Here is a 21,403-nt window from a genome sequence, read left to right as displayed (position 1 = left end):
GTTGTGGGAAGTGATGCTCGACGCATGAAACCCGCACACCTCGTTCTCGCCGTCGTGGTGGCCGCCGTCTGGGGCGTGAACTTCACCGTCATCGAGATAGGCCTCGACCACTTCCCGCCCCTCCTCTTCTCGGCCCTCCGCTTCTTCACGGCCGCCCTCCCCGCGGTCTTCTTCGTGGGCCGCCCGAAGGTGGCGTGGAGGTGGGTGGTGGCGGTGGGCCTGGTCCTCGGGGTGGCGAAGTTCGGCCTGCTGTTCGTAGGGATGGACGCGGGGATGCCGGCGGGCCTGTCGTCGCTGGTCCTCCAGATCCAGGCGGTGTTCACGGCGGGGGTGGCGTTCGTGGTGCTGGGCGAACGCCCGTCCCGCGTGCGGCTGTTGGGCATGCTGGTGGCCCTCTCCGGCATTGGAGTGGCGGCACTGGACGAAGGCACATCGGGCCCCCTCGGAGCCTTCGCCCTCGTCGTCGCGGCGGCAGCCTGCTGGGGCGTCTCCAATGTCCTGACCCGCAAGGCATCCCCACCCGACGCCCTGAACTTCATGGTCTGGGTGAGCACGGTCCCGGTCCTCCCCCTCCTCGGCCTCTCCTTGCTGCTGGAGGGCCCGAGCCGCGATTACGACGCCCTGCGCGCCCTGGACTGGCAGGGCGCGGGCACGGTCGTCTACGTCGCCTGGGTCACGACGGTCTTCGGCTTCGGGGCATGGGGCTGGCTGCTGCGCCGCCACCCGGCGTCGACGGTGGCGCCCTTCTCGCTCCTGGTCCCGGTGTTCGGGATGTCGTCGGCGGCGCTGTTCCTGGGCGAGTCGGTGAGCCCGCTGCGCTGGTGCGCGGCGGCGCTGCTGGTGGGCGGGGTGGGGCTGGCGTCGGTGACGCGCAGGCGACCGGAAGGGGTCCATCCCGTGGACGCGGCGGCACAGCGGCCCGCGCCCGTCCGATCATGAGGACATGCCCGTAGCAGCCATCCCCGGTTCCAAGTCCATCACCGCCCGCGCCCTCTTCCTGGCCGCCGCGGCCGACGGTGTCACCACCCTCGTACGCCCGCTGCGCTCGGACGACACGGAGGGCTTCGCCGAGGGCCTGGTACGGCTCGGCTACCGCGTCGGCCGCACGCCGGACGCGTGGCAGGTGGACGGCCGGCCGCAGGGCCCTTCGGTGGCCGAGGCGGACGTCTACTGCCGGGACGGCGCGACGACGGCCCGCTTCCTGCCCACACTGGCGGCGACGGGCCGGGGCACGTACCGCTTCGACGCCTCACCGCAGATGCGGCGCCGCCCCCTGCTCCCGCTGAGCCGCGCCCTGCGCGACCTGGGCGTGGACCTGCGGCACGAGGAGGCGGAGGGCCATCACCCGCTGACGGTACGGGCGTCGGGGGTCGAGGGCGGGGAAGTGGTCCTGGACGCGGGCCAGTCGTCCCAGTACCTGACGGCGCTGCTGCTCCTGGGCCCGCTGACGCGGAAGGGCCTGCGCATCCGGGTCACCGATCTCGTCTCCGTCCCGTACGTGGAGATCACGATCGCGATGATGCGGGCGTTCGGGGTGGAGGTGGAACGGGAGGGAGACGTCTTCGCGGTCCCGGCGGGCGGCTACCGCGCGACGACGTACCCGATCGAGCCGGACGCGTCGACCGCCGGCTACTTCTTCGCGGCGGCCGCGGTGACGCCGGGGGCGGAGGTCACGGTGCCGGGGCTGGGGTCGGGGGCGCTCCAGGGCGACCTGGGCTTCGTGGAGGTGCTGCGCCGGATGGGCGCGGAGGTGGAGGTCGGCTCGGGTGGCACGACGGTCCGTGGCACGGGTGCGCTGCGCGGCCTGACCGTCAACATGCGGGACATCTCGGACACGATGCCGACACTGGCGGCGATCGCGCCCTTCGCTTCCGGCCCGGTACGGATCGAGGACGTGGCGAACACGCGGGTGAAGGAGTGCGACCGCTTGGAGGCGTGCGCGGAGAATCTGCGGCGGCTGGGGGTGGAGGTGGCGACCGGCCCGGACTGGATCGAGATCCGGCCGGGGGTACGTGCGTCGGGCGGGGCGGAGATCAAGTCGTACGGGGATCACCGGATCGTGATGTCGTTCGCGGTGACGGGGCTGCGGGTGCCGGGGGTTTCGTTCGACGATCCGGGGTGCGTGCGGAAGACGTTTCCGGGGTTCCATGAGGCGTTCGGGGAGTTGCGGGCGGGGCTCGTGGGGTGAGGCGGGTTCGTCAGGGGCGGACGGCGATGTGCACCAGGAAGTCGCCTCTTCCCTGCTTCTGGAGGTGGGTGACGCCGAGCTTGGCGAGCCGCAGCGACTGGCCGGCGCGGATGCCCTTGGGGATGCGGACGGTCTTGGGGCCGTCCAGGGTCTCCACGGAGACCGTGCCGCCGTTCACCGTCGTGGACAGCGGGATCGTCATGTCGTAGTGCAGGTCGTCGCCGACGCGCCGGAGGGCGGGGTGCGGGCGTTCCTCGATCTCGACGAACAGGTCGCCCGCCTCGCCGCCACCGGGACCGATCGGGCCCTGGCCGGCGAACTGGATACGCGTTCCGGTCTCCACACCCGCCTGGATCTTGACGCTGAGCGTGCGGGTGGCGCCGACCCTGCCGTCGCCGTCGCACCCGGGGCAGCGGGCGGGAAGGACCGTCCCGTAACCCTCGCACTTCACGCAGGGGCCGGATTCGACACGTTCGCCGAGAAAGCTGCGCACGGTTCTGGTCGTCTGTCCGGCGCCGCCACACGCCTCGCAGCGGACGGGCCGGGTTCCCGGCGCCGTTCCCGAGCCCGAGCAGCCCTGGCACACGACCTTGGTGTCGATCGTGATGTCCTTGACCGTGCCGAACGCGGTCTCCTTCAGGTCGAGTTCGAGGGGGAGCGTGATGTCCGCACCGCGTCGACGGCGGGAGCGCGGGCCGCCGTCCGCCGACGTCGCGAAGAACGCGTCCATGATGTCGGTGAAGGACTGGTTCTCGGGGTTCTTGGCAAGCCGCTCGTCGCCCGCCCCGACCACCCGCGCCACCGTCACCTGGTACTCCAGGTCCGCCCACATCCGCGGCCGTTGCCGTACCCCCGCGCGCTGCAGTGACTCGTACACGTACTCGTAAAGCTCGGTGACGGTGATGCGGCCGTCCCCGTTCAGGTCCGCCGCACCCGTGCTCAGCCCCTCGATCAGCGCGCCCGTGAAGCGGGACGGCTGCGGTTCCTTGGAGTTGACGTGGTCGCCCTCCCAGGCGTACTCCGTGCGGTTGGTCGCGGTGAGTACCGCCCGCCCGTGGCCCCCGAGTTCGTCGCGTACGTGGATCTGGTCGTCGCCCTTCGCACCCGGCAGGAAGGCACCGCTGTAGCAGCAGTCGAGGAGTACGACCACGGTATGGGCCCGGCAGCGTTCCATCCGGTCCCGCAGGAACGCAGCCGGGACCGCCGTGGACGCCGGCAGGTCGCGGTCCGTGTCGCGGGCGGCGAAGTACAGGTGGCCGTCGTCATCCTTGATGCCGTGGCAGGAGATGTGCAGCAGGAGCAGGTCGTCGCGGCTGCGGTTCATGAAGAATCGCTCCACGGCACGCATCACCTGATGCGCCTGCGCGTCCTTCAACTGCTCGGTGCGGAAGCCACCGATGCCCGGGTCGGCGAGCACCCCGGCGAGGCTCGCGCAGTCCTGTCCCGGGGAGCGCAGCGTGCTGAGGGTGCGGTCGTCGTACGCGCCGGTCGCGATCAGCAGGGCGTCCCTGCGGCCCGGGCCGAAGGGGAAGTCGGTCATGTGCGGTCCGCTCCCGTCACTCCGGGTCGGCGGGCGGCTGTGCGGCGGAGTCGGCACGGATGCCCTCCAGGAAGGCCTCGACCAGGAGCCGTTGCTCTTCCGGGGAGGCCTGGCCGAGTTCGAGGGTGCGGCCGTCGACCTCGACCTTCACCGTGCGTACGGGACGGTTCTGCAGCCATGTCTCCACCACGCGCAGAGCGGGCCGGAAGACGGCGGGTGCGAGGGTCACGGCGAGCGCGCCGACGGTGATGAGCTCACCCGGCTTGGCGCCGGAGGGCGGCGACCCGTCCGACCGCTCCGGCCGTACGTCGTCCACGTCGTCCAGTTCGAGCAGCCACTTCCTCAACTGCGCGGTGAGCGAGTCGAGTTCCTCGGGGTCCAGCTCGTCCCACTCGTCCCCACCGGACAGCACCAGACGCATACGGTCGGCCACGGCCACCTCGTCCCCCAGTTCCCCCTGCTCATCTGCGCAGTCAGTCTAGGCGCGCGGGCCCCTTGAAATCCGTTCGACGGAGCAAGGCGGTACGGGCAGACTCCCGCCGTGACCTTCACATGCGAAGCACCGCTGCTCCAGGGCCGGTTGGTGCGACTGGAACCACTGACCCACCGGCACGCGGCCGACCTCGCGGTCGCCGCGGAGGAGGAGCGGGGGACCTACGAGTTCACCTGGGTGCCGAGGGCGGCGGAGGTCGGGCAGTACGTCGACGCGCAGCTCGCCCGCGCGGAGACGGGACGCCTGCTGCCCTACGCCCAGGTGTCCGTCGCGACCGGGCGGGCCGTCGGTGCCACGTCGTACTGGGAGCCGCGGTGTTGGCGGGACGAGGAGCGGTTGGACGCCGTCGAGGTCGGGTTCACCTGGCTCGGGGCCTCCGCCCAGGGCACGGGGATCAACGCCGAGGCCAAGTTGCTGCTGTTCCGGCACGCCTTCGAGGTGTGGGGTGTGGCGCGGGTCGACCTCAAGACGGACGCGCGCAACGAACGCTCCCGCGCGGCCATCCAGAGCGTCGGCGCCCGCTTCGAGGGCGTGCTGCGGAACTGGTCGCGGTCCTGGGCGCCGGGGGAGGACGGGCGGTTGCGGGACTCGGCGATCTTCTCCATCACCGGGGAGGAGTGGCCTGAGTGCCGGGGGCGGTTGGAGGAGCGGGTGGCGCGGGCGCGGTCACTGGTGGAGGTCGGCGAGGAAGGCTGACCAGGTGGTGGGGGAGACGGTGAGGTGGGGTGCCGCGGGGGTCTTGGAGTCGCGGATGTGGATGGCGGTGACGGGGGTGGGGGCGGCGACCTCGACGCAATCGCCGCCGGAGCTGTCGCTGTAGGTGCTCTTGCGCCAGGTGAGGGCGACTTCGAGGCAATCGCCGCCGGTGTTGTCGCTGTAGCTGCTCTTGAACCAGGTCAGCTCGTTCACAGTTCACCCGCCAACTGCTCGATGAAACTCAGGGATTCGTCCGGGCCCAGGGCCTGTGAGCGGATCATCGCATATCGCCGATTGAGCACTCCGACCTCGTCGCGGTCGGAGACCAGCACGCTGTTCCCCTGTCCCTCCAGGTAGACGAGGGGCAGCTGTTCCGGGGTCTCGATCAGCTTCATCGGCCCGGCGAGGCAGGCGTGTCCGGCCCGTGCGGCGGGCATCACCTGCAGCGTCACGTTCGGGCGGGCCGCGCAGGCAATGAGGTACTCGTACTGGGCGCGCATCACTTCAGGACCCCCGATCAGCCGTCGCAGGGCGGACTCCTCCAGGATGACGTGAATCATGCATACCGGCCTCCGGTCGAAAAGAGCCTTCCGCTCCATGCGAGCCGAGACATGCTGCTCCACCTCCTCGGGGTCCAGCGGTGGAACCGCGTGGTCGTAGAGCGCCCGGGCGTATTCCGGGGTCTGCAAGAGGCCGTCGATCAGCATGACGCAGTACGAGGACACGCTGAGTGCTTCCTGTTCCAGTTGCACGAACCCCTGGAAGTGAGCGGGATACCGCTCCAACCGCAGATACTTCGCCGCCGCCGAGACCAGCCCCCCAGCCCCCAGCGCCTTCTCCGCCGCCCCGATGAACTCGTCCGTCGCCGGTTTCGCGCACGTCTCCACCGCGCTCACCGCCGCCCCCGAGTAACCCATCACGTCGCCCAACTCGTTCTGGGAAAGCCCCTTCGCCGTACGCAGCAACCGCAGCACCTCCGCGAAGTACTGCGCCGCAGGCGAGGCGGCCTTCTTCTTCGGTTGCCCCATCGCAAGCGACCCCCTCAACGCGGCTCAACGACATTCAACGCGCCCTCAACCTCACTCACCGTTCCCGATCGTCGAGGCGCGATCTCTATCGAAGTTAGCCACCAGGACCGACAGTCGTACCGTGAACACGGAAAGTCACCCCCACCACTGGCACCGCTCCTTCATGCCGGTCGTCGAGAACATCCCCGAGGCCCGCCACGGTGCCCAACTGGTGCTCGTCTCCTGGGACGTGCCGGACGACCTCTCCGACACCGTCGCCCTGATCCTCACGGAGCTCGCCACCAACGCCGTCCGGCACGCGCACGCCCACCGACCCGGCCGTACCTTCACCGTCGCGCTCGCGCACGACGGCCGTAAGACCATCGAGGTCGAGGTCTACGACGGCTCTCCCCGCCACCCCGTCCTGAACGGCTACGACCCCGACGCCACCTCGGGCCGCGGCCTGCTCCTCGTGGACGCCCTGTGCGAGGAATGGGGCGTCCGGGAACGGGAGTTCGGCAAGTCCGTATGGGCGCGAGTCGTCGGCTGACCGCTCAGGCGCGGTCGTGCAGCGTGATCCGGTAGCCATCGGGGTCGGCGAAGGTGAAGGTCCGGCCGAAGGGGCCGTCGACCGGTGCGGAGGCGATGGTGTGGCCGTCGGCGGCGAGCGCGTCGTGGATGGTCTGGACGTCGGTGGCGTGGAGCCAGATCGCGGTACCGATGCCGGGCTGGGCGACGGAGGCGAGGTCGGTGCCGGGGATGACGTCGCGGAGTGCGAACGCGATCGGCTTGGTCTCGAAGACGACGGCGTGCGGAGGTCCGGCCGGCGAGCGGACGAGGCCCAGGTACTGCTCGTAGAACGCCTGTGAAGCGTCGAGGTCGCGCACTTGCAGCGAGATGAAGTCGGGGCCGGTGGCGGGCATGGTGACGCTCCTTCTGTCGTGGCAGCTCGTGCTCGTGTCAGTTTTCTGACATGGGCAAGCTATGTCAGAATACTGACATGAGTCAAGAAGGTGTCGGCGTCGACCTGGAGACGTCACTGGGCTACCTGCTCAAGGAGGCGTCGAGCGCGCTGCGCGCGGCCATGGAGGAGGTGCTGCGGCCGCTCGGGATGAGCGTCACGCACTACTCCTGCCTGGAGCTGCTGGCGCAACGGCCCGGACTGTCGAACTCCGAGCTCGCGCGGGGCGCGTTCGTGACCCGGCAGACGATGAACGTGCTGCTCCAGGCCCTGGAACGGGACGGCTATGTGACCCGGCCCGCGGCGGCGCCCGTCGGGAAGGTGCTGCCCACGCGGCTCACGCCCAGTGGCCGGCGGAGCCTGGAGAAGGCGAGCGCGGCCGTCCGCTCCGTCGAGGCCAGAATGCTGGCCGGTCTGACCGAGACCGAGCAGTCGGCCGCGTTCCGGATCCTTCAGGGCATGGTCCGTTCCCTGCGCGACGGCGACGAGGGTCCGTAGCGTCGCGCAGGGAGCGGCCGGTCACCCGCCGGAGACGGTCCAGTTGTGCCACTTCCCGCCGGAGAAGCAGTTCTGGTAGTGGGTGTTGTTGCTGGTCACGTAGACGATGACGCAGCGCCGGACCCCGTCCCAGAACAGGTAGCCGGTCGTGTTGTCGGCGCGTCCGCCGCCGGGCATCTCCTGCCACCCGCCGGCGTTCTTCCAGACGTGGTAGATGTGGCGGTTCGTGGCGACGACGAAGACCTCGTCGACACTGCCGTTCGCCGTCCAGTCGGCCTCCACCACGTGGGACCCGCACTTGTAGTGCCCGGTATAGCCCCACTTCTTGATGGCGCAACTCGTCCCCGACGCCTGGGCACTGCCCGCCGATGCGACGGTGCCGCCCAGACAGAGCATCGCCGCTGCCGCCCCGGCCATCGCCTTCGTCATGATTTTCACTCGATACCCCCAGTTCTCGATGTGTCGGGAGCATCGCAGTCGGCGTGGTCGGAGTCGTCAGACGAGTGGCTTACTCCGGGAGTCAACTTCTGCGGTAGTCGGCGCTGGAGAGTCAACCGGCAGGTGTAGGGGAGCAGAGCGGTACCGGCGAGAACGGCCTGCCGCGACCAGCGAGTTCCAGGACCGGTTCCGTTGGAAAGGCAGCTCGAAGAGCTCGGCGAACAGCCGGGCCGCCAGGAGTGACGCCGGCAGTCCCACCGATACCGCGAACAAGAATGTCGGGACGCCGGGTGCCACGAAATGCGGGGCGATTCGCCGGATGACCGTCATGACGATCGGCAGATGGATCAGATAGAGGCTGTACGAGGATTTGCCGAGGGTGCGAATGGCTCGCGTGCCCAGCGTGCGCATCAGCGGGGCGGGCCGGCCCGTGGCGACCGCCGCCAGGAGCATCGTCATGGCCGGCACGATCGCGAGGTCCACCCAGAAGTAATGCCTCGCCGTCCAACCCGGTCCCCTCACGACGACGAGGGCGCAGACCGGCAGGGCGGCCAGGGCGGCGAACCAGTGCCACGGCAGGCGCCGTACCTTCTCCGCCGCGACGACGATTCCCGCGCCGACCAGACCGGCGACGAATGCGGGGGCCAGATTCGGGGTCAGCCAGTTCGTCGCCTCGACCGGGGTCGCGTGGGGTGCCAGCAGGCCACGCGCGACCACGAGCAGCGTCACGCCCGCGACCAGGACCGCCGCGCCCAGCCGCCGCCGGATCAGCAGGAGGAGCGGGAAGAGGAGATAGAGCTCGGCCTCCACGCCGATCGACCAGAAGGCTCCGTTCGGTGTCGGCGCCATGAAAACGTCCTGGAGGACGAGTCCGTACACCAGGATTGATTTCTCGCTCGGCGGCCCGAAATGCGATGCGGGTACGACGAACCAGGCAATGAGCAGGCTGAATACGAGCGCTGCCCAATACGGCGGCAGAATTCGCCAGGCGCGGCGACGAAGGAATCGGGCGGTGCCGCCCGTACGCCAGCCGTTGCGTGCCGCGGAGATCGCCAGGGAAAAGCCGGACAGCACCAGGAAGAAGACGACGGCGAGGCGCCCGTACATCAGCCACCCCGTCCAGAAGGGGCCGGAGTTCCTGGGAAATCCGGGAAAGGTGTACAGCCAGCAGTGGAACAGGACGACGTACAGGGCGGCCAGGCCGCGGAGTCCGTCGAGCCCCTGAACATGAGGCTCGCCCGGCTTCAAAGACATCGTTCGGCCCTTTCTGGCATCCCACCCGTGGTGACTGGTACGTCGCTCACGGCCAGGAGGTTCAACGAGGTCCGGGCTTCCACTCCTCGGCCAGGAGCCCGAGCAGGACCTCGTCCAGGAACTCGCCCATCACCCAGGCCGAGGAGCGCAGCACGCCCTCGCGGACGAAGCCGTTGCGCTCGGCGGAGCGGAGCATGGCGAAGTTGTCGGCCAGCGTCTCTATCTGCAACCGGTGCAGACCGCGGACGACGAAACCGTAGTGGCACAGGGTCGCGACCACGTCGGTGCCGTACCCCTTGCCGCGGGCGGCCGGCAGCAGGCCGAGGCCGATGTGCGCGACCCGGTTGTGGGTGTCGATGCCCCACAGGTTCGCGGTGCCGATCAGCGTCCCGTTCTCCAGCTCCACCACGGAGAACGGGACGGAACCCTCCTTGGTGTCGTCCACCACGAGCCGCGGATCCTTGGTGGAGGGCGAGAGCGGCCGCCACGGCCCGCCCTCGGCCCGCGAGGCGTTGACCACGTCGTCGTAGAGCTCGTCCAGCAGGACCGGGATGTCGTCCTCGTGGCGGGCCCGCAGCCCGACCTTGTTCCCCTTCAGCATGCTGGTTTCCTATCCGACGGACCGACCTGCGGCAACCGAATAGAAGGCGACCGACCACCGGCGCGCAGCCGGTCCCGCACCGCCGTCAGTACCGCGTCCCCCTCCGCCCCCGCCCGTACCGCCGCGAACACGTTGCGGGACGGTGCCTCGCCGAGCAGTGGGACCACGGACACCCGGCGCCGCTCGTACAGCTCCCGGACCAGACGCGGGACGAGAGCCACCCCCTGTCCCGCCTCCACCAGCGCCGCCAGCGCACCCCAGTCGTTCACCGCGTGCCGTACGTCCGGAGTGAACCCCGCCGCCGCGCACACCGACCGTGCCACCGCCCCGCAACAGCTCTCCGCGGCCCCCACGATCCACACGTCCCGGGCCAGCTCCCGCAGGGGCACCGGATCTTGACCGGCCAGCCGATGTCCGTCCGGTACCACCAGGTCCAGTACGTCCGTGAACAGGTCCACCCGTTCGTACCGCCCGTCCGTGTGCGGCGGCGCCGCGGCGAAGTCGACGGCCACGGCCACATCCACCTGACCGGCGTCGAGCGCGGTGAACAGGTCCGGCGGCTCCGCCTCGACCACGTCCACGCGTACGTGCGGCAGGCGTTCGGCCAGGTCGCGCAGCACGCCCGGCAGCAGCCCCAGGATCCCGCTGGAGAAGCAGCCGATCGTCACCGAGCCGCGCCCGCCCTGCCCGTACGCCGCCAAGTCGGCCCGGGCCCGCTCCAGTTGGGCTCCGATGACCTCGGCGTGCGCGAGCAGCACGCGGGCCTGACCGGTGAGCCGTACGCCCCGGCCGTCCTTCTCCGTCAACGGTACGCCCGTCTCGCGGGCCAGCGCGGCGATCTGCTGGGAGACCGCGGAGGGGGTGAGGTGCAGGGCCTCGGCGGTGCGCGCCAGGCTGCCCCGGCGCTGCAGCTCGCGCAGGACGGTCAGGCGGCGCAGGTCGACCGTGAAGGTCTCGCTAACCCATTCCACCGTAAAAGATTAACTGGACGCGAGGTCGGGCGCCCGGAACCATCGACCCCATGACCTTCCTCATCCTTCACGGCTGGCAGAACCACCGGCCCAAGGACCACTGGCAGCACTGGCTCGCCGACCGGCTGACGGCGCTCGGGCACCACGTCGTCTACCCGCAGCTGCCCGACCCCGACGACCCGAGCCTGGAGGTCTGGCTCGGTGAGCTCGACCGGTGTCTCGGTGGACTCGCCGGTCCCGAACGGGTCGTGATCGCGCACAGTGCCTCCGCGCTGCTGTGGCTGCACGCCGTGGGCCGGGGGATGGTGAAGGCAGGGACCGTGGACCGGGTGCTGCTGGTCGGGCCGCCGTCCGCGTCGATCCTCGCCCCGCTCCCCGAGGTCGTCGAATTCACCCCGCCCGCCCTGGACTTCACCCTCCCCAACCCCACCCGTCTGGTCTCCGGCGACGACGACCAGTACTGCCCGGAGGGGGCGCGGGAGACCTACGGGGATCCGCTCGGCATCCCCACCGACCTCCTGCCCGGCGCCGGGCACCTCGACCTGGACGCGGGTTACGGCTCCTGGCCGTCCGTGCTGGAGTGGTGCCTGGATCCCGCCGCCGAGCTCACGGTCCGCCCAACGGACGGCCCCCGCCCCTGAGTTCGGGAGTCGTGGCGCTTACGGCGGCGACCGCGAGCAGGCACATCAGGCCGCCGGTGACGATGGCGGTCGTGCCGGAGGTCCAGCCGGCCAGGAGGCCGCCGCGGACGTTGCCGAGGCTGGGGCCCGCCTGGCCGACGATCGCCTCGGCCGCGGTGACCCGGCCGAGCAGGGCGTCCGGGGTGCGGGTCTGCACGATCGTGGAGCGGGAGACGACGGAGGTGGCGTCGGCGGCGCCGGCCAGGACCAGGAGGGCCAGGCCGCTCCAGGGGTTCGTGGCCAGGCCGAACAGGACCAGGGCGGCGCCCCAGGTACCGGCGCCGCAGAGCATGACCAGGCCGGGGCGCCCGAGCCGCGTCACCGGGCCGGACAGCGCCGTCGCCGTGATGCCGCCGAGCGCCATCGCGGAGAGGAACAGGCCCAGGGTGCGCGGGTCGTCGCCGAAGCGCTCGGCGTTGACGAGGGGGTAGAGGCTGACCGGGAAGGAGAGGACGGTCGCGGCCAGGTCGGTGATCAGGGCGCCCCGCACCACCCGGTGGCCCGCCAGGAACCGCAGGCCGTCCAGGACGCCGTGCAGGCCCGCCCGCGACGGCTCGCCGTGCGGCGGCAGCGCGGGCAGGCCGAAGGCGCCGTAGAAGGCGAGACCGAAACTGGCCGCGTCCAGCAGGTAGCAGACGCCGACGCCGAAGCGGGCGAGCAGGAGGCCGGCCAGGGCGGGGCCGAGGAACATCATCGCCTGGGCGGCCGCGTGGTTGAGGGCGAGACCGGCGCCGACCTGATCCTTGGGCAGCAGCCGTGGGACGAACACGCCGGCCGCGGGGGCACCGAGCGCGCCGAAGGCCGACTGGACGGCCACCAGGCCGAGTACGGCGGCCACCGGCACGTGACCGGTGAACCCCTGCACGGCGAGCAGCACGGAGCAGGCCGCCTGTCCGACGGTGGCGGCGAGGAACACGCGGCGGCGGTCGGCCCGGTCCACCCACGCTCCGGCGAACAGCCCGAACCCCACGAGCGGCAGGGCCTGAGCGAGCCCCACCGCGCCGGTCCACGCCGTGCTGTGCGTCATCGCCCACACCTGGTACATGACCGTCACCATGGTCATGAACCCACCCAGGATCGACACCGTGCGCCCGATCAGCAGCCGCCGGAAGAGAGGGGAGCTGCGCAGCGGCCGGACGTCGAGAAACGTACGGCTGAGACTCATGAGGGCATACGGGGGCAGGGTGGGGCGGGGTGCGGGTTCACGGCGGGGACGCTATCCGGCCACGCGCGTGTCCGGCGAGCGAATTACCTGTGGCTGTGCACCCCGTAAGGCTAGGCACACTCGTTGAGCAGCCGTCCCAGATGCTCGCGCCCCGCGGCCAGCTGATCGGCGAGCGGCGCGGCCTCGTCGTACCACCGCTTCTCGTACTCCCAGCACAGCCACCCGTCCCAGCCGTGCCGGGACAGGACGTCCACGACCTCGGTGAGCGGCAGGACACCGGCGCCGAGCGTGAGGGGGGTCTTGTCCTCGGCGGAGGCGATGTCCTTGACCTGGACGTACCCCAGGTACGGCGACAGCGCGGCGTAGCTCTCGGAGGGCTGTTCGCCGCCGAGCCAGGTGTGCATGACGTCCCAGAGGGCGCCGACGTGCCGGTGGCCGACGCGGCCGAGGACGCGGATCGCGTCGGCGCCGGTGCGATGCGAGTCGTGGGTCTCCAGCAGGATGCGTACGCCGAGGTCGGCGGCGTACTCCGCGGCCGTGCCGAGCCGCCGCGCGGCCGCCGCGTCGGCCCGCTCGCGGCTCTGCTCGTGGCCGCCGCCCGGGAAGACGCGGATGTAGGGGGCGCCGAGGTCGCGGGCGAGGTCGAGCAGCTCGCGCATCTCGTCGATGACCGGGCCGTCGTCGCCGGGCGCGGCCACCCGGGCGTACCCGGCGAGGCCGAGCACCTCGATGCCGCCGGCCTTGAACTCGGCGGTCACGTCCTCCCGTTCGGTGAGGCCGATGCCGGGATGGACCGGCTCCTCGGGGTGCGCGCGCAGTTCGACACCGTGGTAACCGTGGGTGGCCGCGAGCCGGATCACGTCGGTGATGGGCAGGCCGGGGACGCCGAGGGTGGAGAACGCCAGTCTCATGACCCCTACTCTCACTCGTACGCCCGGTGCAGGTCCAGGCTCCCACTCATTCCTGCGCGCCGCCGTGCAGATCCAGCCGCCAGTCCTGCCCGTTGAGGTCCTTCCCGAACGACCGGTGGGGTTTCTCGGCGACCAGGACGAAGCCGTGGCGCTGGTAGATGCGGCGGGCGGCGGCGAGGACGTCGTTGGTCCACAGGACCAGGTCGCGGTAGCCGACGCCGCGGGCGAAGTCGATGACGGCCCGGGTGAGCCGGTCGCCGACGCCGAGGCCGCGGGCCTCCGGTTCGACCAGCAGGAGCCGCAGCCGCGCGGTGGCGGGAGCCTCGTCCCGTACGCACATCACGCACCCCACCGGCCGCCCGTCCAGCTCGGCGATCCACACCCGCTCCAGATGCGGGTCGTGGTCCTCGGCGAAGTCGGCGACGATCCGGGCGACGAGCCCCTCGTAGTCGGCGTTCCACCCGTACTCGGCGGAGTACACAGCGGCGTTCCGCGCCACGATCCAGCCCAGGTCCCCGGGCCCGGGCTCGCGCAGGATCACGTCCTCGCGGCGCGGCGGCCGCCCGTCGGAGAGCAGTTCGCGGACCGTCCGCATCGCCTCCGACAGCCGCGGCCGGTCGTCCGGCGGCACGGTGGCGAGGAGCGCGCCGACGGACTCGTTGGCCCGCTCGGCGAGCAGCGCGGCGGTCTCCCGGCCGCGACCGGTGAGGGTGACGTGCCGCCGCCGCGGGTCCTCGGTGGAGGCCGTGCGCTCGATCAGCCCGGACTCCTCGAACTTGTTGAGGATCCGGCTCAAGTACCCCGCGTCGAGGGAGAGTTCGGTCCGCAGGTCGGCGGCATCTGTCCGCGGCGAATGAGCCAGCTCGTACAGCACACGCGACTCGGTGAGGGTGTACGGCGCGTAGAGCTGGCGGCTGTAGTCGAGGGCGCCGATGACGTTCGTGTAGAAGCGGTTGAAGGTGCGGATGTCCTGGACGGTCATGGTCGTCGCCCCCGGTCCCGATAGTTGACTCAGTCAGAGATACCGTCGGCCCGAGCCTAGGACACCCGCACCGTCCGGGGCTACCCCTCGGCGGCCGGCCGGTAGACGCTCACCTGCACGCCGGTCCTGGACTTGCCGCCGCAGAGAATCACCGGCATGTGGATGAGCCGGAGCTCGTCGACGAGGCCCTCCTGGATCAGCGTCCGCACGAGGGTCGAACTCGCTCCCTCGTTTCGTGCGGGGGCCTCTTGAGCAGTGTTACGGCAGTCGGACCGGGGCGCGGCACGGAAGCCATCGGTGCGGCGGCGAGGGGAAGGGTGGCCATGGCGGTGGCGACGGCGGCGTACGACGAACACGCCGACTGGTACGACGAGCACATGTCCGCGGACGGTGCCTCGGCCTACGTCCAGCGCGTCCACGACACCCTGTCCGGCCTGCTGGGACCCGGCACCGGAACCTGCCTGGACGTCTGCTGCGGCACCGGCGCCCATGTCCGCCCGCTCGCCGGGCTCGGCTGGACCCCGGTGGGCGTGGACCTCTCCCGCAACCAACTCCGGCATGCCGCGGCCCGGTTGCCGGTCGCGGTGGCGGACGCCACGGCACTCCCGCTGGCCGACGGCTCGGTACCGGCCGCGGTGTGCGTCCTGGCCAGCACGGACGTGCCCGACTACGCGGCCGTCCTGCGGGAGATCGGGCGGGTGCTCGCTCCCGGCGGACGGTTCGTCCACCTGGGTGTGCACCCGTGCTTCGTGGGCGCGTTCGCCGAGCGCGTCGAGGTGTCGAAGGTCGTGCTGGACGGCGGGTACGCCGACCGTGCCCGCCGCTTCGACGGAAACCCCGCAGGGGTACGGGTCCGGGTCGGTGCCTGGCACACCCCACTGGCCGACCTGCTGAACGCCGTCACCGCCGCGGGCCTGCGCCTCGTACGCACCGCTGAGGCCGGTGAGGGCGGGATTCCCGAGCTGTTCGGGTTCGCCGCGGTGAAGGACTGCGTGCCGGTGAAGGACTACGCGCCGGTGCCGGAAAGCGTGCCGGTGCCGGAGAGCCCGCCGTGGCAACGTGGCGTGGAAAAACGCCGTGCGCCCACGGTCACCCCCGCCGCACACTGACCCGATGACCGACCCAGACGCCGAATCCGACCTGCGCCGCTACCTCCAGGACGCCCGGGACTGCCTCCTCCGTAAGCTCGACGGCCTCTCGGAGTACGACGTCCGCCGCCCCATGACGCCGACCGGCACCAACCTCCTGGGCCTGGTCAAGCACCTCACGGGCGCGGAGGCGATCTACTTCGGCGAGACCTTCGGCCGCCCCTTCGAGGGGGGCCCGCTGCTGTGGGTCACGGGCGCCGCCGAACCCAACGCGGACCTGTGGGCGACGCCGGACGAGACGCGGGAGCACATCGTGGGGGAGTACCGGCGCTCCTGGACCCACGCGGACGAGACGATCGCCGGCCTGCCCCTGGACACCCTCGGCCGCGTCCCCTGGCCCCCGCACCCCGAACTCACCCTCCACCGCATCCTCGTCCACATGATCGGCGAGACCCACCGGCACGCCGGCCAGGCGGACATCGTGCGCGAACTGATCGACGGCGAGGTGGGGTTGCGGGGCCCGGGCGACAACTTGCCCTCTGGGGACGTGAATTGGTGGGCGGAGCACCGGGAGCGGGTGGAGCGGGCGGCGAAGGAGGCGGCGGCCACCGGCACTTGACGCCGGTCGGTATTTCCGGTCGGCCCGGGGTCGGGTCACGCCTTCTTGCCGATGTCGGCGGACCGGGCCACGAAGCGGGCGGCTCCCCCGGTCACCCGGAACAGGAACCCGCCGCCGTCGTCGCCGGCCTGGAAGTACTGAGTCGAGGCGTCGAAGCTCATGAGGCGGGTGATGCCCTGCCAGGGGCGGCGCAGGAGTTCCGAACGCAGCGCGGTGCGGCCGTCGTCGCCGACGGCGGCGAGGCCGTGGGCGGCGAACCGGACGGCGTCGTAGGCCTCGGCCGCCCACGGCCCCGGCGCATGTCCGTGGCGGGCGCGGAACGCGGCGGCGAACGCCTTGGTACGGGAGTCGGCGCTCGCGTCGGTGTAGCCCGTACCGATCCGCCAGTCCTCGCCGACGGCGAGAAACGGGGCGTCCAGGACGTGCTCGCCCGCGACCCGGACGCCCCTGTGGCCCGCGTCCCGCAGCGCGCGGGCGCAGGCGGCGGCGCGGTCGGGGCTCGCCCCGGCGAAGAGGACGGCGTCGCGGGGGCGGGCGGCGATGCGGCCGGCGGCCCCGGTGAAGTCCTCGTCCGCGGCGACCTCCTCGACCGACGTCCCGCCTTCGAGCTTGCCGTAGACGGTGGTGAGACGGACCGTGGCCAGGCTCTCCACCTCGGTGGCCAGGTCGTGCACGATCACCGTGCGGGCCGATTTGACGACCCGGTTCAGATAGATGATCGCCGCGAACGGGCCGAGGGTCTGGGTGGCACGCAGCACGAGCGCGGTGGAGGTGTTGACGGTGTCGAGGTCCTCGGTGTCGGCCCGGGTGACCAGCAGGGTCAGCCGGGCCTTCGTACACGCGGGCAGGGCCGCGGGAACGGTCGTGTTCGAACCCGCGGCGATCACCACGGACACGTCCGGGTCCGCGGCCAGCCGCGTGGCCGCGGCGGCGGAGCCTGCCGCGGTGCCGCCGTCGTCCGCGGTGCGCAGCACGAGGTCGACCGTGCGCCGGGCGTCCTGGTTGTGCTGCTCGACGGCGAGGAGGGCGCCGCGCCGGTGGTCGGTGAAGAAGGGGTCGGCCGGGCTGCCGAGCAGCGTGATCACGTGGCGGGAGCGCCGTACGGAACCGGCGTCGCCCGACGCTCCGGCCCGCCCCCACCGCCACCACGCGCCCGCCCCGGCCACCGCGGTGACACCGAGGACGGCCCCGGAGACGAGCAGGCGCCGTCGGGTGGGCGAGGGAGGTGCGTCCACGGGGGAGGGCCCGGTGAGCCGGGTGGGGTCGGGAACGGGCAGGTCGAGGACGTGTGCGGCGCGGGCGGCGACCAGGGCCGGCAGCCCTTCGGGCAGCCACTCGTCCACGGCGAACTCGCCGAGGACGTCGCGGAGTTCACGGACGCTCAAGCGCCGCTCCGGTTCCTTCGCCAGACACCGCCGTACGGTCGGGGCGAGGTTTTCCGGTACGCCGTCCAGGTCCGGTTCCTCCTGCACGGTCCGGTACAGCACGGCCGCGGCACCACCGGTGCCGAACGGCGGGCGGCCGGTGGCCGTGTGGGCGAGGACGCAGCCGAGCGAGAAGACGTCGCTGGGCGGACCCACGGTGCGCCCGCGGGCCTGCTCGGGCGAGAGGTAACCCGGGGAGCCCACGACGGAGCCGTCCGTGGTGAGCGCGGTCGCACCGACGGCCCGGGCGATCCCGAAGTCGATCAGTCGTGGCCCGTCGGCGGCCAGCAGTACGTTCGCCGGCTTGACGTCGCGATGGACCAGCCCGGCCGCGTGCACCCCGTCCAGTGCCTCGGCCAGCACGGCACCGAGGCCACGCAGCTGCGCCTCGGGCCAGGGGCCGCGCAGCGCGACCGCCTCGGCGAGGGACGGGCCGGGCACATAGGCGGTGGCCAGCCACGGGGAGCGGGCGTCGGCGTCGGCCGCGACGACCGGCACGGTCCACCGGCTCGTGAGGCGCGCCGCGAGTTCGGCCTCGCGGCGGAAACGGGCCCGGAAGCCGGGGTCGTCGGCGTACTCGGCGCGGATCACCTTCAGCGCGCACCAGGCGCCGTGCGGCGAGCGCGCCAGATAGACGACGCCCATGCCGCCCGCGCCGAGCCGTCCGGCGAGCCGGTGGCCGCCGATCAGGGACGGATCGGAGGGCAGGAGCCGTTCCACGTCAGCCACCCCCCGTTTCCGTATGGTTCCCGCCCGTCAGCTCTGGCCCTCCGACGCGCGTTGCAGATCGCCGAGCGATCCCACCTGCCGGAACCGCCCGCCGCGGACCTCGTGGACGAAGGTCTCGTCCGCCCAGCCCGCCGCGCTGTTGTCGTACTGGTGGTAGTCGCCGAAGGCGTAGGTCCGGGCGATGCCCTGGTACTTGACCTTCGCCAGCCGCACGGCGAGATCGGCCCGCACCGGCCGCCGACGTGTCCCGGCGGGGACCGTGCGGGCGAACTCGGTGAGCAGCATGCCCACGCTGTCGTACGCCTCGGTGGCGTAGGGCTCCGGAGTGCTGCCGTAGCGCTTCCGCCAGGCCGCGGTGAAGTCCTTGGCCCGCTTCGTCGTCAGTACGGACGGGTCCACGGCGTCCGTCACCACGTACCAGCCCTCGCCCGCCGCGCCCGCGAGGCGCGGGAAGTCCGAGCCGTACAACTGGTGCTGCATCCAGCGCGGCCCGGTGAAGCCGGCCGCGGACAGGTCCTGGGCCGTGCGGACGGTGGCGTCCAGGGGGCCGAGGTACGCGAAGGCCGCGACGCCGGCGGCGAGCAGTTCGCGCACCGCCTTCGGGCCGTCGTCCGTCTCCTCCGCGACGACGCGGGCCACGACCTCGCTCTTGAGGATGTCGCGCCAGTTGTTGACCACCTGGGTGCCCTGGTCCTGGACCACCGAGCCGCCGGCCCGGTCGATCACGACGCCGGCCCGCACCACCTGTCGCGTGACGAAGGCGTGCAGCGCGATCCAGCTGCCGAGCGCGGAGTGGGCGGGGCCGCTCTGGAACGAGGTCTTCGGCGACGTCAGGAAGTAGTCCTGCTGGCCCGTGCTGCTGGAGACATGGGTCAGCCCCGCCTCACCGTAGACGGCCGCGGCCGTCCGCATGGGGATCTCGGCGACCGGCCCCAGTACGGCGACGACGTCCCGGTCGGCGGTGAACCCGCGGGCCACCTCCTGGGCGGTGTCCGCGTCACCCCGGTCGGCGAGGACCTTCACCTTCAGGTCGTAGGAGCGCTTCCGCGTGGCGTTGTGCTCGGCGACGGCGAGGCGGGCGGCGCGTTCGGCGGCCCGGCTGACGGCGGCCTCGGCCGTGCCGGTGGTCGTGTGCACACCGAGGACGTACACGGGACGCCCGGCGCTCGCGGACGGTTTCCCGTCGTCCCCCGACGCCCACACCGCGGCTCCGGTCCCGCCGCCCGCGAGCAGCAGCGCACCGCCGGCCAGCAGCAGGCGGCGCCGTGCCGGGTGCCGGGCGGGGGCGGCCGGATCGTCCACGACCGTGGGTTCGACATCCGGGAGGGCGAGGCTCTCGGCGGCCCGGGCGGCGACCATCCGGGCGACCGGGTCGGGGAGCCAGCCGCCGGACGCGTCCGGAGCGTCGTCGGCGAGCAGACTCCGTAGGTCGTCGGCCGTGGGCCGGGCGGCCGGGTCCTTGGCCAGACAGCGCTCCACCAGGGTCCGCAACTCGCCCTCCACCCGGCCGAGTTCCGGCTCGTCGTGGACTGTGCGGTAGATCAGGGCGTCCGGCGTCCCGGTACCGAAGGGAGGAGCGCCGGTCGAGGCGTACGCCAGCACGCAGCCCAGCGCGAAGACGTCGCCGGCGGACGTGGCGGGCTGTCCCTGGGCCTGCTCCGGGGCGAGGAAACCGGGGGTGCCGACCACGAGTCCGGACGCGGTCAGTGCCGTGTCGTCGGCGGCGCGCGCGATGCCGAAGTCGATCAGGCGCGGCCCGTCCAGGGCGAGCAGGACGTTGCCCGGCTTGACGTCCCGGTGGACGAGCCCGGCCGTGTGCACGGCGTCCAGTGCCTCGGCCAGCCGCCCGCCGAGGACGCGTACGGCATGCGACGGCAGGGGGCCGTGCGCGCCGACCGCCTCGGCGAGGGAGGGCCCGGGGACGAACGCGGTGGCCAGCCACGGCTCGTGTGCCTGGGCGTCCGCGTCCAGGACGGGAACCACCCAGGGGTCGTCGACCCGCCGCGCCAGCTCCACCTCCCGCGCGAACCGGGCGCGGAAGCCGTCGTCACCGGCGCTCTCGCCCCGGATCACCTTGACCGCGGCGAGCGCCCCGGAGTCGGTGCGGCCGAGGTAGACGACGCCCATGCCGCCCGCGCCGAGCCGCCGCAGCAGCCGGAACCCCGCGATACGGGACGGGTCGGACGAGCGCAGCGGTTCGCTCACTGCCCCGCCCCCTTCGTCCCGGTCGGTTCGGGGGTGGCACTCGCATCGCCCGTATCGCCCGCCTTGCCCTGCCGGTCGATGTCGGCGGCGACGAAGCTCACTCCCTTGGCCATGTCGGTGGTGACCGTGGAGTCCTCGGCCTTGCTCCGGCCCGAGCCGTGCCGCGCGGTCGCGGCCACGGTGACCGGCCCCAGCCGGAACTTGGACCAGTCGAAGGGATGCGCCGTGCCGCCTTCGGTGAGCCAGTCACCGGTCTCCGTCAGGTCGTCGTCGGAGATCACGGACCGCGCGTCGGCGAACGCGTCGACCCGCGAGTACAGGCCGCGCACCCGGTCGGTGGCGTTCAGCTGCTGCTCGGGGCAGCGCAGTGCCTCCTCCAGGGATCCGGCCATGTCGCGCCGCGCCGCCACCACGTCCTGGTGCACGGTGACGGTCAGCGACACGTACACCGGACCCTTGCCGTCCTTCGCCGGCAGCTCGAACGCCCGCGTGAGGCTGGCCAGTACGGTGCCGGGCAGCGTCTCGCGCCGCCACAGGCAGTCGTCGCCGAGTACGGCCCACTCGGCCGGATCGCTCTCGAAGGGGTCGCGCTTGCGATACCCGGTGCCGAAGTAGTCGGGGCGCACGTCGAGTTCACGAACGAACTCGACCGCCTCGGCCCGTGTCCTCGGCGCCCGGTTCTCGGCGAGCGAGTACGGCTCGTTGACGGGCGACTCCGAGGCCGACGGCGACGCGCCGGAACTCTTCTCCGGCGTCCCCTGAGCCTTGGGCTCGTCGCCCGACCCGCTGCTGCACCCCGCCAGCAGCAGCACCCCCGCCGCCGAGGCTAAGACTGGTCTCCACCCGGACATGCATCACTCCCACCCCAGTGCCCGCACCCTTGAAATCAGTGTGGCGCACGGCAACATCCTGGAGGCCTTAACTACCCATATAAATATGAGTAGTTAAGGGCC

Annotated in this window: 23 protein-coding genes and 1 pseudogene; 8 read left to right on the top strand and 16 right to left on the bottom strand. The window is 72.0% G+C overall.

Annotated elements, in window-relative coordinates; translation table 11 throughout:
• Positions 1 to 24 precede the first annotated feature (24 nt).
• Complete coding sequence (locus ACQEWB_RS17930; RefSeq protein WP_432832073.1) at positions 25 to 939, top strand: EamA family transporter; 915 nt, start codon at positions 25 to 27, stop codon at positions 937 to 939.
• Between the two features lie 4 nt (positions 940 to 943).
• Complete coding sequence (gene aroA / locus ACQEWB_RS17925; protein WP_432832071.1) at positions 944 to 2,188, top strand: 3-phosphoshikimate 1-carboxyvinyltransferase; 1,245 nt, start codon at positions 944 to 946, stop codon at positions 2,186 to 2,188.
• Positions 2,189 to 2,198: 10 nt separating this feature from the next.
• Here aroA and ACQEWB_RS17920 read toward each other — a convergent pair whose 3' ends face one another.
• Complete coding sequence (locus tag ACQEWB_RS17920; protein WP_432832069.1) at positions 2,199 to 3,728, bottom strand: caspase, EACC1-associated type; 1,530 nt, start codon at positions 3,726 to 3,728, stop codon at positions 2,199 to 2,201.
• A gap of 16 nt (positions 3,729 to 3,744) precedes the next feature.
• Positions 3,745 to 4,161 (bottom strand): hypothetical protein, encoded by a 417-nt coding sequence (locus tag ACQEWB_RS17915; RefSeq protein ID WP_432832067.1) that lies wholly within the window; start codon positions 4,159 to 4,161, stop codon positions 3,745 to 3,747.
• A 108-nt stretch (positions 4,162 to 4,269) separates the two neighbouring features.
• Between ACQEWB_RS17915 and ACQEWB_RS17910 the strand changes: the two genes are divergently transcribed.
• Positions 4,270 to 4,917 carry a GNAT family N-acetyltransferase gene (locus tag ACQEWB_RS17910; RefSeq protein ID WP_432832065.1) on the top strand — a complete coding sequence of 216 codons (648 nt, stop codon included), beginning with the start codon at positions 4,270 to 4,272 and terminating at the stop codon, positions 4,915 to 4,917.
• Here the strand turns inward: ACQEWB_RS17910 and ACQEWB_RS17905 are convergent.
• The gene (locus tag ACQEWB_RS17905) at positions 4,888 to 5,130 is read right to left on the bottom strand and encodes a DUF397 domain-containing protein (RefSeq protein ID WP_432832063.1); all 243 of its coding nucleotides are present in this window, start codon (positions 5,128 to 5,130) and stop codon (positions 4,888 to 4,890) included. The genes ACQEWB_RS17910 and ACQEWB_RS17905 overlap by 30 nt on opposite strands.
• Entirely contained in the window at positions 5,127 to 5,945 is an 819-nt protein-coding gene (locus ACQEWB_RS17900) for a helix-turn-helix domain-containing protein (RefSeq protein WP_432832061.1), read from the bottom strand. The genes ACQEWB_RS17905 and ACQEWB_RS17900 overlap by 4 nt, the downstream gene beginning before the upstream one ends.
• A 121-nt stretch (positions 5,946 to 6,066) precedes the next feature.
• On the opposite strand from ACQEWB_RS17900, the gene ACQEWB_RS17895 reads away from it, so the two are divergent.
• Positions 6,067 to 6,474, top strand: coding sequence for an ATP-binding protein (locus ACQEWB_RS17895; RefSeq protein WP_432832059.1), 408 nt, complete (start codon positions 6,067 to 6,069; stop codon positions 6,472 to 6,474).
• A gap of 4 nt (positions 6,475 to 6,478) precedes the next feature.
• Here ACQEWB_RS17895 and ACQEWB_RS17890 read toward each other — a convergent pair whose 3' ends face one another.
• Positions 6,479 to 6,847, bottom strand: coding sequence for a VOC family protein (locus ACQEWB_RS17890; protein ID WP_432832057.1), 369 nt, complete (start codon positions 6,845 to 6,847; stop codon positions 6,479 to 6,481).
• A gap of 77 nt (positions 6,848 to 6,924) precedes the next feature.
• Between ACQEWB_RS17890 and ACQEWB_RS17885 the strand changes: the two genes are divergently transcribed.
• On the top strand, positions 6,925 to 7,383 hold the full coding sequence (locus tag ACQEWB_RS17885; RefSeq protein ID WP_432832055.1) for a MarR family winged helix-turn-helix transcriptional regulator: 459 nt from the start codon (positions 6,925 to 6,927) through the stop codon (positions 7,381 to 7,383).
• Positions 7,384 to 7,404: 21 nt separating this feature from the next.
• Here the strand turns inward: ACQEWB_RS17885 and ACQEWB_RS17880 are convergent, their stop codons facing one another.
• The 4 genes from ACQEWB_RS17880 to ACQEWB_RS17865 all read right to left on the bottom strand — a co-directional run bounded on the left by ACQEWB_RS17880 (position 7,405) and on the right by ACQEWB_RS17865 (position 10,647).
• Positions 7,405 to 7,812: a hypothetical protein gene (locus tag ACQEWB_RS17880; protein ID WP_432832053.1), complete on the bottom strand. Its 408-nt coding sequence runs from the start codon at positions 7,810 to 7,812 to the stop codon at positions 7,405 to 7,407.
• 66 nt (positions 7,813 to 7,878) lie between these two features.
• A complete protein-coding gene (locus tag ACQEWB_RS17875; RefSeq protein ID WP_432832051.1) occupies positions 7,879 to 9,075 on the bottom strand; it encodes an acyltransferase family protein in 1,197 nt (398 codons plus the stop codon).
• 61 nt (positions 9,076 to 9,136) lie between these two features.
• A complete protein-coding gene (locus ACQEWB_RS17870; protein ID WP_432832049.1) occupies positions 9,137 to 9,676 on the bottom strand; it encodes a GNAT family N-acetyltransferase in 540 nt (179 codons plus the stop codon).
• Positions 9,670 to 10,647, bottom strand: coding sequence for a LysR family transcriptional regulator (locus ACQEWB_RS17865; protein ID WP_432832047.1), 978 nt, complete (start codon positions 10,645 to 10,647; stop codon positions 9,670 to 9,672). Before ACQEWB_RS17865 ends, ACQEWB_RS17870 begins: the two co-directional genes overlap by 7 nt.
• Positions 10,648 to 10,697: 50 nt before the next feature.
• Between ACQEWB_RS17865 and ACQEWB_RS17860 the strand changes: the two genes are divergently transcribed.
• Positions 10,698 to 11,288, top strand: coding sequence for an RBBP9/YdeN family alpha/beta hydrolase (locus ACQEWB_RS17860; RefSeq protein ID WP_432832045.1), 591 nt, complete (start codon positions 10,698 to 10,700; stop codon positions 11,286 to 11,288).
• Here the strand turns inward: ACQEWB_RS17860 and ACQEWB_RS17855 are convergent.
• From ACQEWB_RS17855 to ACQEWB_RS17840, 4 genes and pseudogenes are all read right to left on the bottom strand, one after another.
• A complete protein-coding gene (locus ACQEWB_RS17855; protein WP_432832043.1) occupies positions 11,254 to 12,492 on the bottom strand; it encodes an MFS transporter in 1,239 nt (412 codons plus the stop codon). The genes ACQEWB_RS17860 and ACQEWB_RS17855 overlap by 35 nt on opposite strands.
• A 110-nt stretch (positions 12,493 to 12,602) precedes the next feature.
• Entirely contained in the window at positions 12,603 to 13,403 is an 801-nt protein-coding gene (locus tag ACQEWB_RS17850; RefSeq protein ID WP_432832041.1) for a sugar phosphate isomerase/epimerase family protein, read from the bottom strand.
• A 46-nt stretch (positions 13,404 to 13,449) separates the two neighbouring features.
• Positions 13,450 to 14,385 carry a bifunctional helix-turn-helix transcriptional regulator/GNAT family N-acetyltransferase gene (locus ACQEWB_RS17845; protein ID WP_432832039.1) on the bottom strand — a complete coding sequence of 312 codons (936 nt, stop codon included), beginning with the start codon at positions 14,383 to 14,385 and terminating at the stop codon, positions 13,450 to 13,452.
• A gap of 80 nt (positions 14,386 to 14,465) precedes the next feature.
• A pseudogene (locus ACQEWB_RS17840) lies at positions 14,466 to 14,606 on the bottom strand (dihydrofolate reductase family protein); the annotation flags it as partial.
• Positions 14,607 to 14,708: 102 nt separating this feature from the next.
• On the opposite strand from ACQEWB_RS17840, the gene ACQEWB_RS17835 reads away from it, so the two are divergent.
• Positions 14,709 to 15,494: a class I SAM-dependent methyltransferase gene (locus tag ACQEWB_RS17835; RefSeq protein WP_432832037.1), complete on the top strand. Its 786-nt coding sequence runs from the start codon at positions 14,709 to 14,711 to the stop codon at positions 15,492 to 15,494.
• Between the two features lie 4 nt (positions 15,495 to 15,498).
• Entirely contained in the window at positions 15,499 to 16,092 is a 594-nt protein-coding gene (locus ACQEWB_RS17830; protein ID WP_432832035.1) for a DinB family protein, read from the top strand.
• 35 nt (positions 16,093 to 16,127) lie between these two features.
• Here the strand turns inward: ACQEWB_RS17830 and ACQEWB_RS17825 are convergent, their stop codons facing one another.
• From ACQEWB_RS17825 to ACQEWB_RS17815, 3 genes are read right to left on the bottom strand one after another with little or no spacing between them, the layout of a single operon-like run.
• Complete coding sequence (locus tag ACQEWB_RS17825; protein WP_432832033.1) at positions 16,128 to 18,245, bottom strand: protein kinase domain-containing protein; 2,118 nt, start codon at positions 18,243 to 18,245, stop codon at positions 16,128 to 16,130.
• 27 nt (positions 18,246 to 18,272) lie between these two features.
• Positions 18,273 to 20,450 (bottom strand): bifunctional serine/threonine-protein kinase/ABC transporter substrate-binding protein, encoded by a 2,178-nt coding sequence (locus ACQEWB_RS17820; protein ID WP_432832031.1) that lies wholly within the window; start codon positions 20,448 to 20,450, stop codon positions 18,273 to 18,275.
• Positions 20,447 to 21,301 carry a hypothetical protein gene (locus ACQEWB_RS17815; RefSeq protein ID WP_432832029.1) on the bottom strand — a complete coding sequence of 285 codons (855 nt, stop codon included), beginning with the start codon at positions 21,299 to 21,301 and terminating at the stop codon, positions 20,447 to 20,449. Before ACQEWB_RS17815 ends, ACQEWB_RS17820 begins: the two co-directional genes overlap by 4 nt.
• Between the last annotated feature and the right edge of the window lie 102 nt (positions 21,302 to 21,403).

Source organism: Streptomyces sp. CA-249302, assembly GCF_050936785.1.
Taxonomy (GTDB): domain Bacteria; phylum Actinomycetota; class Actinomycetes; order Streptomycetales; family Streptomycetaceae; genus Streptomyces.
The sequence above is the reverse complement of the archived record's forward strand: the minus strand, read 5'-3'. Positions and strand labels throughout refer to the sequence as shown.